Source organism: Hydrogenophaga sp., from assembly GCF_036675665.1.
Classification (GTDB): Bacteria; Pseudomonadota; Gammaproteobacteria; order Burkholderiales; family Burkholderiaceae_C; genus Hydrogenophaga.
The window spans coordinates 1-15,990 of sequence record NZ_JAKFEO010000022.1 but is presented as its reverse complement, the minus strand read 5'-3'; the positions used below and the strand labels follow the sequence as shown (position 1 = coordinate 15,990).

Genomic DNA, 15,990 nt, shown 5'->3' with positions numbered 1-15,990 from the left:
ACCAGTCCCTATTCAACCCTTGGAGAACCCTTCCATGAAAAAGACCCTGATCGCTCTGGCCGCTGTGGCAGCCACCAGCGCTGCATTCGCACAATCCTCCGTGACCCTGAGCGGTACCGTTGACGTCGGCCTGGAAGACGTGGGCGGCCCCAACGGCGTCCTGTCGCTGACGTCCAGCCGCTACGGCACCAGCAACTGGACCGTGTCCGGCACCGAAGACCTCGGCGGCGGCCTGAAGGCAATCTTCAAGGTGTCGACCTCGTTCGACGCCAGCAACGGCACCACCACCGGCAACGTCTTGGGCAACAACGACATGTTCGTTGGCCTGCAAGGTGGCTTCGGCTCCCTGAAGATGGGTCGTTCGTTCAACACCACGTTCATCAACTCCCTGACCGCCAACAGCACCAAAGGCGTGACTGGCTACAACACCCGCGCAAACACCCTGGAAACCGACGGCGTCTACGTCTCCAACCAGGTGCTGTACACGTCCCCCAACTTCGGTGGCTTCTCCGGTCAGCTGTCGTACGCTCCGTCCGAGGTGCCTGGTGCAAGCGCTCACCGTGGCGCGGCTCTGCTGTATGCAAACGGCCCCCTGGCTGTGAACTACGCGTACTCGAAGCTGGCTGCTACCGTCCCAGGCGCGACCGTGAACGCCCTGAACATGATCGCTGCGTCCTACGACTTCAGCGTGGCCAAGCTGCTGTTCACCTACACCGATCGCTCCAACACGGCCTCGGATGCTGACAACAGCTTGGCACTGGGTGTGACCGCTCCCGTGGGTCCTGGCCAACTGTGGGCTTCTTATGACCGCAGCGAAGTGGGTGCCGGCACCACGCGCGTGATTCACGGTGGTTACAAGTATTTCCTGAGCAAGCGCACCACCGCCTACCTGAACGTGGGTAACAAGAAGAATGCTGCCCAGAGCTTCAACGGCGCTGCCGTCGGCAAGGCCGTCACCGGCTGGGGTGTGGGTCTGGCTCACAACTTCTGATCCATTCGCTGGCCTGAGGCCAGTTGAATCAGTGGTTCAAACCGCCTGTTCGCGAGAGCAGGCGGTTTTTTTCTTTGCCCCTGGCATCTGCAACAGGTCAGAAGCGACGAAGCCTTGCTGTTGCAGCAAGGCAACGAACTGCCTGCGATTCCGCCCGTTTTTTAGGGGATACCCTTATCCATGCCGCTGTTCGCCCATAACATCCACATGTCGGTTTTATTAACTCGTGGTGTTGTACCGCGGTATTTTTAAGGAAATCTCCATGAAAAAATCCCTGATTGCCCTGGCAGTTCTCGGTTCGGTTGCTGGTGTTGCTCAAGCTCAATCCACCGTGAACCTCTACGGTATCGTGGACGTGTGGGCTGGCCGTACCAAGGCTGAAATTCCTGGTGTGGGTTCTGCCTCTGTTACGGAGTTGAATTCTGGTGGCTTGGCTTCCAGCCGTTGGGGTGTGCAAGGTTCTGAAGACCTGGGTGGCGGTCTCAAAGCCATCTTCAAACTGGAGCAGGGCTTTGACGCCTCCAACGGTACCGCCAACGTCGGCGCCGGTGGTGCTAGCAGCGCGTTCAACCGCCAATCTTGGGTTGGTCTGGAAGGTGGCTTCGGTACCGTTCAGTTCGGTAACGTGTGGTCGGCCTTCGACGACATCTTCTACATCGGCAACTCCATCTTTGACGCAGGCGCGTTCTCTCCTGCTTATGCAGTCATGAGCGTTGCCGCATACAACGACAAGCCACGCAATGCGCTGCGTTACACGACGCCCAACATGGGTGGGTTCAGTGCTGCCGTGTCTCACGGCCTGGACGAAAGCGCTGCTGTCAGCCAAGACCAGACCGACTTCAACCTGCAATACGCTGCTGGTCCTCTGACCGCTGCTTTGGCTTACCAAGTGCAGTCGGACGCTGCAGGTGTTGGCGCAGATGCCAAGTTCACCTACCTGACCGCGGCATATGACCTCGGCGTTGCAACCATCAAAGGTGGTGTTGGCACGACCCGCAATGTGTTCGCAACCAAGACCAATGACTGGCAAATCGGCGCTGACTTCCCTCTGTCGTCGGCTCTGACCCTGTCGGCCGGTTACGCCGCATCGAAAGACAAGGATGGCTCGGACACGGAACGCAGCGGCTACTCCGTCGGCGCTCTGTACGCACTCTCCAAGCGCACCTCGACCTATGCCGCTTTCACGAAGGCGAAGGAAGAAGTCGCTGGCAACACGGTGCTCAAAGGCACGGTGTTCGGCGTCGGCATCCAGCACAAGTTCTGATCTCGGTTCTCCGGAACTGCAATCAGCCAAAAAGCCACCCGGCGTGCCGGGTGGCTTTTTTCATGGGCGTGACCGTGCCTTCTCGATCACTTGGCGGCCGCAGCGGCCTTCTTGTCTGCTGCCTTTTTCTCGACCATGGGCTTGTCCACCGCTTTGAATGCTTCACCGTTCACGGTCAGGCCTTCCGAGGACAGCTTGGCTGCGCGTTTGTCACCAATGCCGGGTACCCTCTGAATGAGATCCCCCCAGTCTTTGAACGGTGACGTCTTGCGCTCGTCGAGGATCTTGGTGGACGTGCTGGGGCCGATGCCTTTGATGCTGTCGAGGTCGGCCGGGGTGGCCTTGTTGATGTCGACGGCAGCGAAGCTGGCTGCTGCGAGCAATGCCAGCGAGCTGGCCAGAAATTTCTTGAACATGAGTCCTCCGTTTTTGAAGTGGTTTGAACGCGCCAGACTCGAACGGTTGGTTTGCAATGTCGGATCTGCCACGGAAGCCTGATGGCAGGCTTCGGCTTTGAAATTTAAATCAAAACAATTACAAAAAAGCAGAACGTCTCGATATTTATTGGGTCTTTTTGGCCCATTTGCAACATGCGCCATCGCCTGCCTTTTTCGTGTCCCACCACCCTTGTTCGCGTATTCATGCAAGGGCGTTGGTTGGGGGTGCTTGTTCTCGCCCTGGGTGTCATCGCCTGCGCGGTGCCGCCCGAAGGGGGCGACAGCGACACCGAGGCGGTTGCTTCAGGGCGCCAGTCGGCGTTGGACCAGGCAGCAGAGCGGCTGTTGATCACTCCGCACAGCGCATTGGCGTGGCAGCCGTTTGCCCTGCCGGGCAAGCGCTACGTGGCCTATGAGCCGGTGGATGTCTTGGCGCGGCCGTCGTTGCGCGTCAAGGCGGACAACTCCGTGAGCATCTTGCGGCGCAGGTTCGAGCCCGCCTTGCTCGCGCCGGGGCGCTTGGCCTTTTCGTGGCGGGTGGATGCATTGCCCTTGGCGGCCGATCTGGCGAAGGCCGACGCATCTGACTCACCGGTGGGCATCGTTCTGGGGTTTGAAGGCGACCGCACGCGCTGGACGCCCAAGATGCACAGACTCTCGGAATGGAGTCGCCTGCTCACGGGCGAGGAGTTGCCCTACGCCACGTTGATCTATGTGTGGGGCAACAAGGAGGTGCCAGGCACCGTGGTGGTGAATCCGCGCACCGATCGCATACGCAAACTGGTGCTCGACAGCGGCCCAAGTCAACTGGGTCGTTGGCGCGACCATGTGCGCAACGTGCAGGCAGACTTCAAACACGCCTTTGGCGAAGAGCCAGGGCCATTGCGTGTGGTCGCCCTCATGACCGACACCGACAACACCGGCAGCGCACTCACCGCCTGGTACGGTGCGCTGACGCTGGAGAGCGTGGCACCAGCTCGTTGATCCGAGATGTGTTGGCGTCATCGATTCGGGTAACCCCGGTTCGGAGGCGGGAACGTTTGTTGCATAGTCCCAGCCTGTTCTTTCAATCTGGGGTTTCCTCATGAATTCACGTGTCTTGAATCTGCGCCTCGCTGTTCTGTCTGCCGCGCTTGCCATGGGGGTTGGTGGGCTGCAGGCGAAGACCTTCAAATGGACCAGCGCCAGCGACATCCCGACCTGGGACATTCACTCGCAGAACAACGCCCTGGCCAATGGCATTCACGCGTCGGTGTATGAGTCGCTGGTGTACTACAACAGCAAGACCTTCAAGCCCGAGCCGATCCTGGCCACGGCCTGGAAACAAGTCACGCCCACGCAGCTGCGCATCAATCTGCGCACCGGCGTGAAGTTCCACGATGGCTCCGCCTTCTCGGCCGACGACGCGGTGTTCTCGATCGAGCGAGCGATGAGCAAGACTTCGAACTTCGGCATCTACGCTCAGGGCATCGACAAGGTGGTCAAGGTGGACGCCAACACCATCGACATCTTCACCAAGGATGCCAACCCGGTGCTGCTGAACCAGCTCACCGAGCTGCGCATGATGAGCAAGGCCTGGGCCGAGAAGAACAACTCCACCTCGCCCAAAGACATCAAGACCCAAGAGGAAAACTTTGCCCACCGCAATGCCAACGGCACCGGACCGTTCATGTTGAAGGAATGGCAGCCTGACCAGAAACTGGTGCTCACACGCAATGCGAACTGGTGGGGCAAGGCTGAAGGCAACGTGACCGAGGTGATCTACACCCCGGTGAAGGCCGTGGCCACGCGCATGGCCGCGTTGCTCTCGGGTGAGGTGGATTTTGTGTTGGATCCCAGTCCGCAGGATCTGCCGCGCGTGCGTGCAGAGGGAAACCTCAAGGTGATCGATGGCATCGAGAACCGCACCATCTTTTTCGGCATGGACCAGTTCCGCAGTGAATTGCCCGGCAGCAACATCAAGGGCAAGAACCCGCTGAAAGACCAGCGCGTGCGCAAGGCGCTCTACCAGGCCATCGACATGAACACCATTGCCCGCGTGACGCTGCGCGGTCTGGGTCAACCCACCGGTGCGCTGGTGGCGCCGCAGGTCAATGGCTGGACGGACGCGGTGCACAAGCGCTATCCGTTCGATGTGGGTGCGGCGCAAAAGCTGCTGGCCGATGCCGGCTACAAGGACGGCTTCGAGGTGGACTTCGCCTGCCCCAACAACCGGTACATCAACGACGAACAGATCTGCCAGGCGGTCACAGCCATGTGGGCGCGCATCGGTGTGAAGGCCAAGCTGCGCACACTGCCGCTGGTGACCTACTTCCCGATGATTCAGCGCTATGAAGCCAGCATCTACATGCTGGGCTGGGGCGTACCGACGTTTGACGCGCTGTACAGCCTGCAGTCGCTGGTGCGCTCGGTGGGCGCGGGCGGCGACGGCAACTACAACGTGGGGCGCTACAGCAACCCGCAGATGGATGCGCTGGTGGAGCGCACCAAGAAGGAAACCGACTTGAAGCTGCGCACCGAACTGCTGACCAAGGCGCTGGCCCTGCAGAACGAAGACGTGGCGCACATCCCGCTGCACAACCAGGTCATTCCGTGGGCAATGAAGAAGAACATTGACGTGGTGCACCGCGCTGACAACCGGCTGGATTGGCGCCTGATCAAGGTAAACTGATTTCAGCCCATCTGCAGAGGGTCGCTCACCTAGGGTCGCGACCCTCTCTTCATTTGTACCCACGATGTTTGCATTCATTCTCCGGCGACTGGCGCAAGCCGTGATCGTCATGATCAGCGTAGCGCTGATCGCGTTCATGTTGTTTCAGTACGTGGGCGACCCGGTGGTGTTCCTGCTGGGGCAAGATGCCACGGCGGATCAGATCCGCGAACTGCGGGCCGACCTCGGTCTCGATCAGCCCTTCTTCGTGCAGTTCTGGCATTTCCTTGCCAATGCAGTGCAGGGCGAATTCGGCCTGAGCTTGCGCCAGGGTGCCAAGGTGTCGCGCCTGATCACCGAGCGGTTCCCGGCCACGCTGGAGCTCTCCATGGTTGCCGCCGTGCTGGCACTGGCCGCTGGTATCCCGATGGGGGTTTACGCCGCGCTCAAGCGAGGCACGTTCATGAGCCAGCTGTTCATGACCGTGTCACTGCTCGGTGTGTCGCTGCCCACCTTCCTGATCGGCATTCTGCTGATCCTGGTGTTCGCCGTGAACCTGGGCTGGTTCCCAAGTTTTGGCCGAGGCGACGTGGTCCAGCTGGGCTGGTGGTCCACCGGACTTCTCACCGCCAAAGGCTGGCTGCACATCACATTGCCCGCGATCACGCTGGCGATCTTCCAGCTCACGCTGATCATGCGGCTGGTGCGAGCCGAGATGCTGGAGGTGCTGCGCACCGACTACATCAAGTTTGCTCGCGCCCGAGGACTCACCGACCGCGCCGTGCATTTCGGCCACGCGCTGAAAAACACGCTGGTGCCGGTGATGACCATCACGGGCCTGCAGCTCGGCGGTCTGATCGCGTTTGCCATCATCACCGAGACGGTGTTTCAGTGGCCGGGCATGGGCTTGCTGTTCATCCAGGCGGTCACGTTTGCGGACATTCCGGTGATGGCCGCCTACCTGTGTCTGATCGCCTTGATATTCGTGGTGATCAACTTGATCGTGGATCTGCTCTACTTCGCCGTTGATCCGCGCTTGCGCGTTGAAAAATCCGGCGGTCACTGAACCTGCAACGACATGCTCACTTCCCGCATCAAGGCCCATGGGCGCGCGTTTGCGCACATCGCAGCTTTCCACCCCGATCTCACTGCGCTGCGGCGCGATCTGCACGCCCATCCTGAAATCGGCTTCGAAGAACACTACACGGCACAACGCGTGGTGGAGTCGCTCAAAGTGTGCGGTGTCGACGAGATCCACACCGGCATCGGCAAGACCGGTGTGGTGGCTGTCATTCACGGTCAGCACCGCGAGAGCGGCCGCATGATCGGTCTGCGCGCCGACATGGACGCGTTGCCCATGACCGAGCACAACGACTTTGCCTGGAAGTCCACCAGGCCCGGAATGATGCACGGCTGCGGGCACGACGGGCATACCACCATGCTGGTGGGTGCCGCCCGCTACCTGGCAGAAACCAGGCAGTTCGATGGCACGGCGGTGTTGATCTTCCAGCCCGGTGAAGAAGGGTTTGCGGGCGCCAAGGCCATGATCGAAGACGGGCTGTTCGAGCGCTTCCCGGTGCAGTCGGTCTACGGCATGCACAACTGGCCGCAGATGAAACCAGGCACCGTGGGTGTGAACCCCGGCCCGATGATGGCATCGGCCGACCGCATCACCATCGAGATCACCGGCAAGGGCGGCCACGGCGCGCATCCCTACCAGACGGTGGACCCGGTGCTGGTCTCCGCGCACATCATCACCGCGGTGCAGAGCATCGTCTCGCGCAACGTGCGCGCCATCGACAGCGCGGTCATCAGCATTTGTGCCATGCAGGCCGGGGACATGGGTGCCTTCAGCGTGATGCCGGGCAACGCCACGCTGGTGGGCACGGTGCGCACCTTCAACGCCGAAGTGCAGAACATGATCGAGCAGCGCCTGCAAGAGGTGTGTTCGGGCGTGGCGCTGGGTCTGGGCGCTGCGGCCCATGTGAAGTACGAGCGCATCTACCCTGCCACGGTCAACAGCGCCGCCGAGGCGCGCTTCGCGGCCGACGTGGCGCAGAAACTGCTGGGCCACGACCACGTGGACCGCAACATGGACCCGAGCATGGGCGCCGAAGATTTCTCGTTCATGCTGCAGGCCAGACCCGGCGCCTATCTGCGCCTGGGGCAAGGCCTGGAGAGCGGCATGGGTGGGTGCTACCTGCACAACAGCCGCTACGACTTCAACGACGAGGTGCTGCCTCTGGGTGCCGCGCTGCACGCCGGCCTGATTGAGCATGGCATGCCCTTGGCCGACGCACACGCCAAGCCTGCTCAAATGGCTTCCACAGTTTCCAACCACGCAAGGAGTGATGCATGAAGTTCAACAAGACACTGGTCAGCGGTCTGGTGATGTCCGCGGTCTTCGCCGTGGGCTCGACCAGCGCACAGACCATCCGCATCGGCAACCAGGGCGATGCGCTCTCCATGGACCCGCATTCGCTCAACGAATCGCTGCAACTCAGCGTGACGAACAACGTGTACGAGCCACTGGTGGGGCGCGACCGGAACCTCAAGCTGGTGCCCGCACTGGCCACGAGCTGGAAGCAGACCTCGCCCAGCGTCTGGCGCTTCGAGTTGCGCAAAGGCGTGACATTCCACGACGGCGCGCCGTTCACGGCCGATGACGTGCTGTTCACTTTCGCTCGCGCGTCTGGCGAAGGCTCGGACATGAAGAGCTACACCAACGATGTGAAGGAAGTCCGCAAGGTCAATGACTTCACGGTCGACATCGAAACCAAGGGACCGTTCCCCATCCTGCCCGACGTGCTCTCGCTGCTGTTCATCATGAACAAGAAGTGGTCCGAAGAGAACCAGGCCACGCGCCCGGTGGATCGCCGCAAGGGCATCGAGAATGCCGCTTCGTTTCGTGCCAACGGCACCGGACCTTTCCGCCTGCGCGAGCGCCAGCCCAACATCAAGACCAGCTTCGTGCGCAACGGCAACTACTGGGGCAAGATCGAAGGCAATGTGATCAACGTGGAGTACACGCCCATCGGCAACGACTCCACGCGCGTGGCCGCGCTGCTGTCGGGCCAGGTCGACGTCATCGAGCCGGTGCCGCTGCAGGATGTGGCGCGCATCAACGCCAGCGGCAAGAGCAAGGTGATGCAGGGCCCCGAGCTGCGCACCATCTTCCTCGGCATGGATCAGAAACGCGACGAACTGCTGTTCTCGAATGTCAAGGGCAAGAACCCGTTCAAGGACAAGCGCGTGCGCCAGGCTTTCTACCAGGCGATCGACATCAACGGTATCCAGCGCACGGTGATGCGCGGCGCCTCGAAACCCACCGCACTGCTGGTGGGCCCGGGCATCAACGGCTTTGACGAGTCGATGAACACGCGCCTGCCTTACGACCCCGACGCGGCGAAGAAGCTCCTCACCGAGGCAGGCTATCCCAACGGGTTCGAGGTGGCCATGAACTGTCCGAACGACCGTTACGTGAACGACGGCGCGATCTGCCAGGCTGTGGCGGCCAACCTTGCACGGGTGGGCGTGAAGATCCTCCTGCAAGCCGAGACCAAGGGCACCTATTTCCCCAAAGTCCTCAAGCGCGACACCAGCTTCTACATGCTGGGCTGGACCCCGGGCACCTACGACTCGCACAACGCCCTGAATGCGCTGATCCGCTGTGTGGACGACAAGGGCAGCGGCCAGTTCAACCTGGGTGCGTACTGCAATCCCAAGATTGACGAGTTGACTGTGCAGATCCAGTCGGAGACCGACAAGGCCAAACGCGACGCCTTGATCAAGCAGGCCTTCAAGCTGCATTCCGACGACATCGGCCACCTGCCTCTGCACCAGCAGGCGCTGGCCTGGGGTGTGGCAAGCAACGTGACCCTGGTCCAGCTGGCCGACAACTTCATGCCGTTCCGCTACATGTCCGTGAAATAGAGGCCCCCCTGCGCCGCCTGCGGCGGCTTCCCCCCGGTGGGGGGACGCACGCTGGGGCCGGCGGAGCCGGACCCTCGCGAGCTCTGGTTGGGCCCTCTCTTTCCTCGTTGCATTTCCAAGGACTTTCCGTTGACTTCTCTTCTGCACCGCTGGTTCGACAGCGATGTCGGCCACAGCTTCCGCACCTCACCGACTGCCATCGTGGCGGCGGTGATCGCGTTCATCTGCATTTTCTGCGCCGTGTTCGCGCCCTGGGTGGCACCACACAACCCGTTCGACCTGGCCACGCTGGAACTGTCCAACGCGCGCCTGCCGCCGGCCTGGAGTCCTGAGGGTTCGCGCAACTTCCTGCTGGGCACCGACGACCAGGGCCGCGACATCCTCTCTGCACTCATGTACGGTGCGCGCATCTCGCTGGCGGTGGGGCTGGCTTCGGTGGTGCTTTCGGTGGTGATCGGTGTGTCGTTTGGCCTGGCCGCCGGTTTTCTGGGTGGATGGGTCGACAGCCTGCTCATGCGCTTGTGCGACGTGATGTTGTCCTTCCCCCCCATCCTGGTGGCCTTGTTGATTGCCGGTGTGGGTCGTGCCTTGTTTCCCAATGCGCACGAGGCGCTGGCTTTCGGCGTGCTCATCATCTCGATCACGCTCACCGGCTGGGTGCAGTACGCGCGTACCGTGCGGGGCTCCACGCTGGTGGAGCGCAACAAGGAATACGTGCAGGCGGCTCGCGTGACCGGCGTGGCACCGTTGCGCATCATGCGCAGCCACGTGCTGCCCAACGTCATGGGTCCGGTGCTGGTGCTCGCCACCATTCAGGTGGCCACGGCCATCATCACCGAGGCCACGCTGTCGTTCCTGGGCGTGGGCGCGCCGCCCACGTCGCCGTCATTGGGCACGCTCATCCGCGTGGGCAACGACTACCTGTTCTCCGGCGAGTGGTGGATCACCATTTTTCCGGGCGCCATGCTGGTGCTGATCGCACTCAGCGTGAACCTGCTGGGCGACTGGCTGCGCGATGCATTGAACCCACGACTGCGCTGAACATGAGCCTGCTTCAAGTCAAGAACCTCGTCGTCGAATTTCCCGGCCGCCGCGGCACGCTGCGTGCCCTCGACGACATCTCGTTCGACATCGCACCGGGCGAAATCCTCGGTGTGGTGGGCGAATCCGGCGCGGGCAAGTCGCTTACCGGTGCTTCCATCATCGGCTTGCTCGAGCCGCCGGGCCGTGTGGCCTCGGGTGAGATCCTGCTGCATGGCCGGCGCATCGACAACCTGCCACACGAAGAGATGCGCAAAGTGCGCGGGCGCAAGATCGGCGCGATCTTTCAGGACCCGCTGACCTCGCTCAATCCGCTGTATTCGGTGGGCCGCCAGCTCATCGAGACCATCACCACCCACCTGCCTGTCACGCAGGCCGAGGCGCGCAAGCGTGCCATCGAACTGCTCAAGGACACCGGCATACCGGCGGCCGAGCAGCGCATCGACCACTTCCCGCACCAGTTCAGTGGCGGCATGCGCCAGCGGGTGGTGATCGCCTTGGCGCTCGCCGCCGAGCCGCAACTCATCGTGGCCGACGAACCCACCACAGCGCTCGACGTGTCGATCCAGGCGCAGATCATCACGCTGCTCAAGACGATCTGCAAACAGCGCGGCGCGGCGGTGATGCTCATCACGCACGACATGGGGGTGATCGCCGAAACCTGCGACCGCGTGGCCGTGATGTACGCCGGACGCATCGCCGAGATCGGGCCGGTGCACGAGGTCATCAACCACCCCGCCCACCCTTACACCGCAGGTCTGATGGCCTGCATTCCAGACATGAGCATGGATCGCGAGCGACTGCACCAGATCGATGGCGCCATGCCGCGTCTCAATGCGATCCCGACAGGATGCGCCTACAACCCGCGCTGCGAGAAGGTGTTCGACCGCTGCCATGTGGACCGCCCCGATCTGCTGGCGGCCGGCGCCACGCGCGCCGCCTGCTGGCTGCACGCCACCGCGGGTGTCGCTGCATGAGCGCCGACATGTTCGAGCGGGCCGTGCAGGCCCAGGCCATCCAGTCGCAGACCGCGCAGACACACGCTGCCGTGTCCGCCGCCACCACCGAGGCCGCCACCAGCGCACCGCTGGTGCGCGCCACCGACCTGGCCAAGACCTTCGATGTCTCGGCGCCTTGGCTCAACCGCGTGATCGAGCGCCAGCCGCGCCAACTGCTGCGCGCGGTGGACGGCGTGTCGTTCGACATCCCGCGCGGCCAGACGCTGGCGCTGGTGGGGGAGTCGGGTTGCGGGAAAAGCACTGTGGCGCGATTGCTGGTGGGCCTGTACGAACCCACCCGCGGTGGCTTCGAGTTCGACGGGCAGGACGCGCATGCGGCGTTCAAGACACCCGAAGGGCGCAAGCTGCGCCGCCGCATCCAGATGATTTTCCAGGACCCCTACGCCAGCCTGAACCCGCGCTGGCGCGTGGAAGACATCATTGCCGAGCCACTGCGCGAACACGAGATCGAGACCGAGCCGGACGCCTTGCGTGCTCGGGTCGACGACTTGCTGAGGTCGGTCGGCCTGTCGCCCCTGGACCGCGTGAAGTACCCGCACCAGTTCTCGGGCGGCCAGCGCCAGCGCATCTCGATCGCGCGGGCGCTGGCCACGCAACCCGAGTTTCTGGTGTGTGACGAGCCCACCAGCGCGCTGGACGTGAGCGTGCAGGCCCAGGTGCTCAACATCATGAAAGACCTGCAACGCGAGCGCGGTCTGACGTATCTCTTCATCAGCCACAACCTGGCGGTGGTGCGCCACGTGAGCGACCAGGTGGGCGTGATGTACCTCGGCCGCCTGGTCGAGCTCGCGCCCAAGCACACGCTGTTCGACAGCCCGCGCCATCCCTACACGCGCATGCTGCTGGATGCGATTCCGAAGATGCACGACACGGGCAGGGCGCGTACGCCGGTGTCCGGCGAAGTGCCCAACCCGCTGAACCCACCCAGCGGCTGCGCCTTCAACCCGCGCTGCCCGCACGCGAACGACCGCTGCCGCAACGAGCGCCCGAACCTGCTGGACCTCGGCGGCATCCGCATCGCGTGTCACGCGGTGGAAGAGGGCAGGATTTAGACCCGCTGCTTCCGGCGCAACGTGCCTGAGTCCAGGATGCCGTGGAACCGGCTCTGCCGGGCCACAGGCATCGTCCCCCTCTGGGGGAAGCCGCGTCAGCGGCGCAGGGGGACGCGTGATCTTTGCGCAACGCGCATGGTCACGCGTATCGTTTGCTTTTCAGATTGTTCTTCATTTCCTTCAGCAGCGGCTGCAGTTTGGTGCCACCGATGCGCAGCGCCAGGCAGGTGGCCACGATGTCGATCACCATCAGATGCATCAAACGGGAGGTCATCGGGCTGTAACGGTCGTAGCCCTCGGGGTGGTCGGCAGAGAGGTGGATGTGGCCGGCCTGGGCCAGCGGTGTGCCGCTGGTGGTGATGGTGATCACGGTGGCGCCGTGCTTGCGCGCGATGTCGGCTGCGTCCATCAGGTCGCGCGTGCGGCCCGAATTGGAGACGATCACCACGCAGTCGCCGGGGCCAAGCAGTGAGGCGCTCATCACCTGCATGTGACCGTCGCTGTACGCAATGGCGTTGATGCCCAGGCGGAAAAACTTGTGCTGTGCGTCCTGCGCGACGATGCCGGAGTTGCCCGCGCCGTAAAACTCGATGCGGCCCTTGTGCTTGTAGGTCGCCACCAGCGCGTCCACCACCTTCTCGATCGCGTGACTGGAGGCGTCGTTGCGGTACTTCAGGAACGCCGCCACCGTGTTGTCGATGACCTTGACCAGCACGTCGCTTGTCTTGTCGTCCACGTCCACGCTGCGGTGGATGAAGGGCACGCCCTCGCTCACGGTGCCGGCGAGTTTGAGCTTGAAGTCGGACAGGCCGTCGTAGCCCATGCTGCGGCAGAAGCGCACCACAGTGGGCTTGCTCACGTGGGAGCGCTCGGCGAGCTCGGTCACCGGAAGGCTGGCAAAAGTGCGGGGGTCCAGCAGCACGAGCTTGGCAACACGTTGCTCGGCGGGCGCCAGCGAAGGCAGGGAGGCTTTGATCCGGTCGAGCATGGGGAGTACCTGGTGACAGCAAGGAATGAAATTTTATTACCAAGTTTGTCGGATAATCCGTTCCATGAACCAGCTCGACGCCCTCAAACAATTCACCACCGTGGTGGCCGACACCGGCGATTTCAAGCAGATCGCCGCGTTTGCCCCACACGACGCCACGACCAATCCATCGCTCATCCTCAAAGCGGTGCAAAAGCCCGAGTACGCCCACCTGCTGAAAGACGCTGTTGCACAGCACGGAGACCAGGGGCTGGACGAGGTCACGAACCGGTTGCTGGTGCGTTTCGGCTGCGAGATCCTGCAGCTGATTCCGGGGCGCGTGTCGACCGAAGTGGACGCCCGCCTGAGTTTTGACACCGAGGCCACGGTGGCCCGTGGGCGCCGCATCATCGAGCTGTACCAGAGCGAGGGTGTGTCTGCGGAGCGCGTGCTGATCAAGGTCGCCTCCACCTGGGAAGGCATCCAGGCCGCGGCGCAACTGGAGCGCGACGGCATCCACACCAACCTCACGCTGCTGTTTTCATTTGCCCAGGCGGTGGCTTGCGGGCACGCCAAGGTGCAACTGATCTCCCCATTCGTGGGCCGCATCTACGACTGGTACAAGAAGAGCGCCGGTGCCGCCTGGGACGAGGCCGCCATGGCCGGTGCCAACGACCCTGGTGTGGTGTCGGTGCGCGCCATCTACAACTATTACAAAAAGCACGGCATCCCCACCGAGGTGATGGGTGCGAGCTTTCGCAACGTGGGCCAGATCACGGCGCTGGCCGGTTGCGATTTGTTGACCATCAGCCCCGACCTGCTGGCCCAACTGGCCGCCAACGAGGCGCCCTTGAGCCGCGCGCTCGATGCCAAAGCTGCAAAAGCCATGGACATACCTGTCGTGACCCACGACGAAGCCAGCTTCCGCTTTGCTCTGAACGAGGATGCGATGGCGACCGAGAAACTGGCTGAAGGCATCCGGGCGTTTGTGGCTGACACCATCAAGCTGGAAGCTTTGATGCGCTGAGTGTTTGCTCTTTGGCTTGGAGCGCGTGCGTGCCCGGCTTGGCCGGACGGCTCATCAGCCGCTTCGCGTCAGCAAATCGCCGTCCGGCCAAGCCGGGCACGCACGCTTTGGGTGCGCGAACAGCGAAGCAGAAATGAAAAAACCCCGCGAGTTGCCTCGCGGGGTTTTTTCTTGGGGTTCCCTGTCGGCCTGCAGTGATGCATTCCGACGCAGCATGAGGCGCCAGGCCAAGGCGCAAGGGCGTAGACAGTGGCAGCGCCACGGCAAGCCCTTGCAACGCCGGCATGGCGTCTCAGGCAAGGAGCAATTACATGCCCATGCCGCCCATGTCGCCCATGCCCATTCCACCACCACCCATGGCAGGCGCGTCATCCTTCGGGGATTCGGCCACCATGGCTTCGGTCGTCAGCATCAGGCTGGACACCGAAGCGGCGTTCTGCAGCGCGGTGCGGGTCACTTTCGTGGGGTCCAGAATGCCCATTTCGATCATGTCGCCGTAGGTGTCGTTGGCAGCGTTGAAGCCGTAGTTGCCTTTGCCAGCCAGGATGGCATTGACCACCACCGACGGCTCGCCACCGGCGTTGGCCACGATCTCGCGCAGAGGCGCTTCGATGGCTTTCAGCACCAGTTTGATGCCGGCGTCCTGGTCGGCGTTGTCACCTTTGATGGTGCCAGCGGCCTGACGGGCACGCAGCAGAGCCACGCCACCACCAGCAACGATGCCTTCTTCCACTGCGGCGCGCGTGGCGTGCAGGGCGTCTTCCACGCGGGCTTTCTTTTCCTTCATCTCGACTTCGGTGGCAGCACCGACTTTGATGACAGCCACGCCACCGGCCAGCTTGGCCACGCGCTCTTGCAGCTTCTCGCGGTCATAGTCGCTGGTGGCTTCTTCGATCTGCACACGCACTTGCTTGACGCGGGCTTCGATGTCAGCAGCAGCGCCGGCGCCGTCGATGATGGTGGTGTTTTCCTTGCCCACTTCGATGCGCTTGGCCGAACCCAGATCGGCCAGGGTCACTTTTTCCAGCGTCATGCCGACTTCTTCGGCGATCACTTTGCCGCCGGTCAGGATGGCGATGTCTTCCAGCATGGCTTTGCGGCGATCGCCGAAGCCAGGAGCCTTCACAGCCACCACTTTCAGGATGCCGCGGATGGTGTTGACCACCAAGGTCGCCAGGGCTTCGCCTTCGACGTCTTCGGCAATGATCAGCAGCGGACGGCCGGCCTTGGCCACCTGCTCCAGCGTGGGCAGCAGGTCACGGATGTTGGAGACCTTCTTGTCGTACAGCAGCACGAAGGGGTTGTCCAACAGGGCCGACTGCTTCTCGGGGTTGTTGATGAAGTAGGGCGAGAGGTAGCCACGGTCAAACTGCATGCCTTCAACGACGTCGAGCTCGTTCTGCAGCGATTTGCCGTCTTCCACAGTGATCACGCCTTCTTTGCCCACTTTGTCCATGGCGCTGGCAATGATGTCGCCGATGCTGGTGTCGCTGTTGGCGGAGATGGAGCCGACCTGGGCGATTTCCTTGCTGGTCGTGGTGGCCTTGGAGGCCTTCTTCAGCTCGGCGATCAGGGCTTCCACAGCCTTGTCGATGCCGCGCTTCAGGTC

General features: G+C 62.6%; 14 protein-coding genes. 11 read left to right on the top strand and 3 right to left on the bottom strand.

Annotation, left to right across the window (positions count from 1 at the left end; all coding sequences use genetic code 11):
* Positions 1 to 34: 34 nt before the first annotated feature.
* Positions 35 to 991: a porin gene (locus V6M63_RS09705; protein ID WP_332741377.1), complete on the top strand. Its 957-nt coding sequence runs from the start codon at positions 35 to 37 to the stop codon at positions 989 to 991.
* Between the two features lie 262 nt (positions 992 to 1,253).
* The gene (locus V6M63_RS09700; RefSeq protein ID WP_332741376.1) at positions 1,254 to 2,255 is read left to right on the top strand and encodes a porin; all 1,002 of its coding nucleotides are present in this window, start codon (positions 1,254 to 1,256) and stop codon (positions 2,253 to 2,255) included.
* Positions 2,256 to 2,341: 86 nt separating this feature from the next.
* Here the strand turns inward: V6M63_RS09700 and V6M63_RS09695 are convergent, their stop codons facing one another.
* Positions 2,342 to 2,902, bottom strand: coding sequence for a ComEA family DNA-binding protein (locus tag V6M63_RS09695; RefSeq protein ID WP_332741375.1), 561 nt, complete (start codon positions 2,900 to 2,902; stop codon positions 2,342 to 2,344).
* Between the two features lie 15 nt (positions 2,903 to 2,917).
* Here V6M63_RS09695 and V6M63_RS09690 point away from each other — a divergent pair, with 15 nt between their 5' ends.
* From V6M63_RS09690 to V6M63_RS09655, 8 genes are all read left to right on the top strand, one after another.
* Positions 2,918 to 3,676 (top strand): DUF3047 domain-containing protein, encoded by a 759-nt coding sequence (locus V6M63_RS09690; RefSeq protein WP_332741374.1) that lies wholly within the window; start codon positions 2,918 to 2,920, stop codon positions 3,674 to 3,676.
* 100 nt (positions 3,677 to 3,776) lie between these two features.
* Entirely contained in the window at positions 3,777 to 5,363 is a 1,587-nt protein-coding gene (locus V6M63_RS09685; protein WP_442909568.1) for an ABC transporter substrate-binding protein, read from the top strand.
* A 64-nt stretch (positions 5,364 to 5,427) separates the two neighbouring features.
* Complete coding sequence (locus V6M63_RS09680) at positions 5,428 to 6,408, top strand: ABC transporter permease (protein ID WP_332741373.1); 981 nt, start codon at positions 5,428 to 5,430, stop codon at positions 6,406 to 6,408.
* A gap of 12 nt (positions 6,409 to 6,420) precedes the next feature.
* Positions 6,421 to 7,701, top strand: coding sequence for a M20 aminoacylase family protein (locus V6M63_RS09675; protein WP_332741372.1), 1,281 nt, complete (start codon positions 6,421 to 6,423; stop codon positions 7,699 to 7,701).
* A complete protein-coding gene (locus tag V6M63_RS09670) occupies positions 7,698 to 9,275 on the top strand; it encodes an ABC transporter substrate-binding protein (protein WP_332741371.1) in 1,578 nt (525 codons plus the stop codon). The genes V6M63_RS09675 and V6M63_RS09670 overlap by 4 nt, the downstream gene beginning before the upstream one ends.
* A 129-nt stretch (positions 9,276 to 9,404) precedes the next feature.
* Positions 9,405 to 10,316, top strand: coding sequence for an ABC transporter permease (locus V6M63_RS09665; RefSeq protein WP_332741370.1), 912 nt, complete (start codon positions 9,405 to 9,407; stop codon positions 10,314 to 10,316).
* 2 nt (positions 10,317 to 10,318) lie between these two features.
* A complete protein-coding gene (locus V6M63_RS09660) occupies positions 10,319 to 11,293 on the top strand; it encodes an ABC transporter ATP-binding protein (protein WP_332741369.1) in 975 nt (324 codons plus the stop codon).
* Positions 11,290 to 12,387, top strand: a complete 1,098-nt coding sequence (locus V6M63_RS09655) for an ABC transporter ATP-binding protein (protein ID WP_442909567.1) — start codon at positions 11,290 to 11,292, stop codon at positions 12,385 to 12,387. The genes V6M63_RS09660 and V6M63_RS09655 overlap by 4 nt, the downstream gene beginning before the upstream one ends.
* A gap of 139 nt (positions 12,388 to 12,526) precedes the next feature.
* On the opposite strand, the gene V6M63_RS09650 is transcribed toward V6M63_RS09655, so the two are convergent.
* Positions 12,527 to 13,375, bottom strand: coding sequence for a MurR/RpiR family transcriptional regulator (locus V6M63_RS09650; RefSeq protein WP_332741368.1), 849 nt, complete (start codon positions 13,373 to 13,375; stop codon positions 12,527 to 12,529).
* A gap of 64 nt (positions 13,376 to 13,439) precedes the next feature.
* Here V6M63_RS09650 and tal point away from each other — a divergent pair, with 64 nt between their 5' ends.
* Positions 13,440 to 14,381, top strand: coding sequence for a transaldolase (tal, locus tag V6M63_RS09645; protein WP_332741367.1), 942 nt, complete (start codon positions 13,440 to 13,442; stop codon positions 14,379 to 14,381).
* 307 nt (positions 14,382 to 14,688) lie between these two features.
* On the opposite strand, the gene groL is transcribed toward tal, so the two are convergent.
* A partial coding sequence (groL, locus tag V6M63_RS09640; protein ID WP_332741366.1) for a chaperonin GroEL occupies positions 14,689 to 15,990 on the bottom strand: 1,302 nt, incomplete at its 5' end.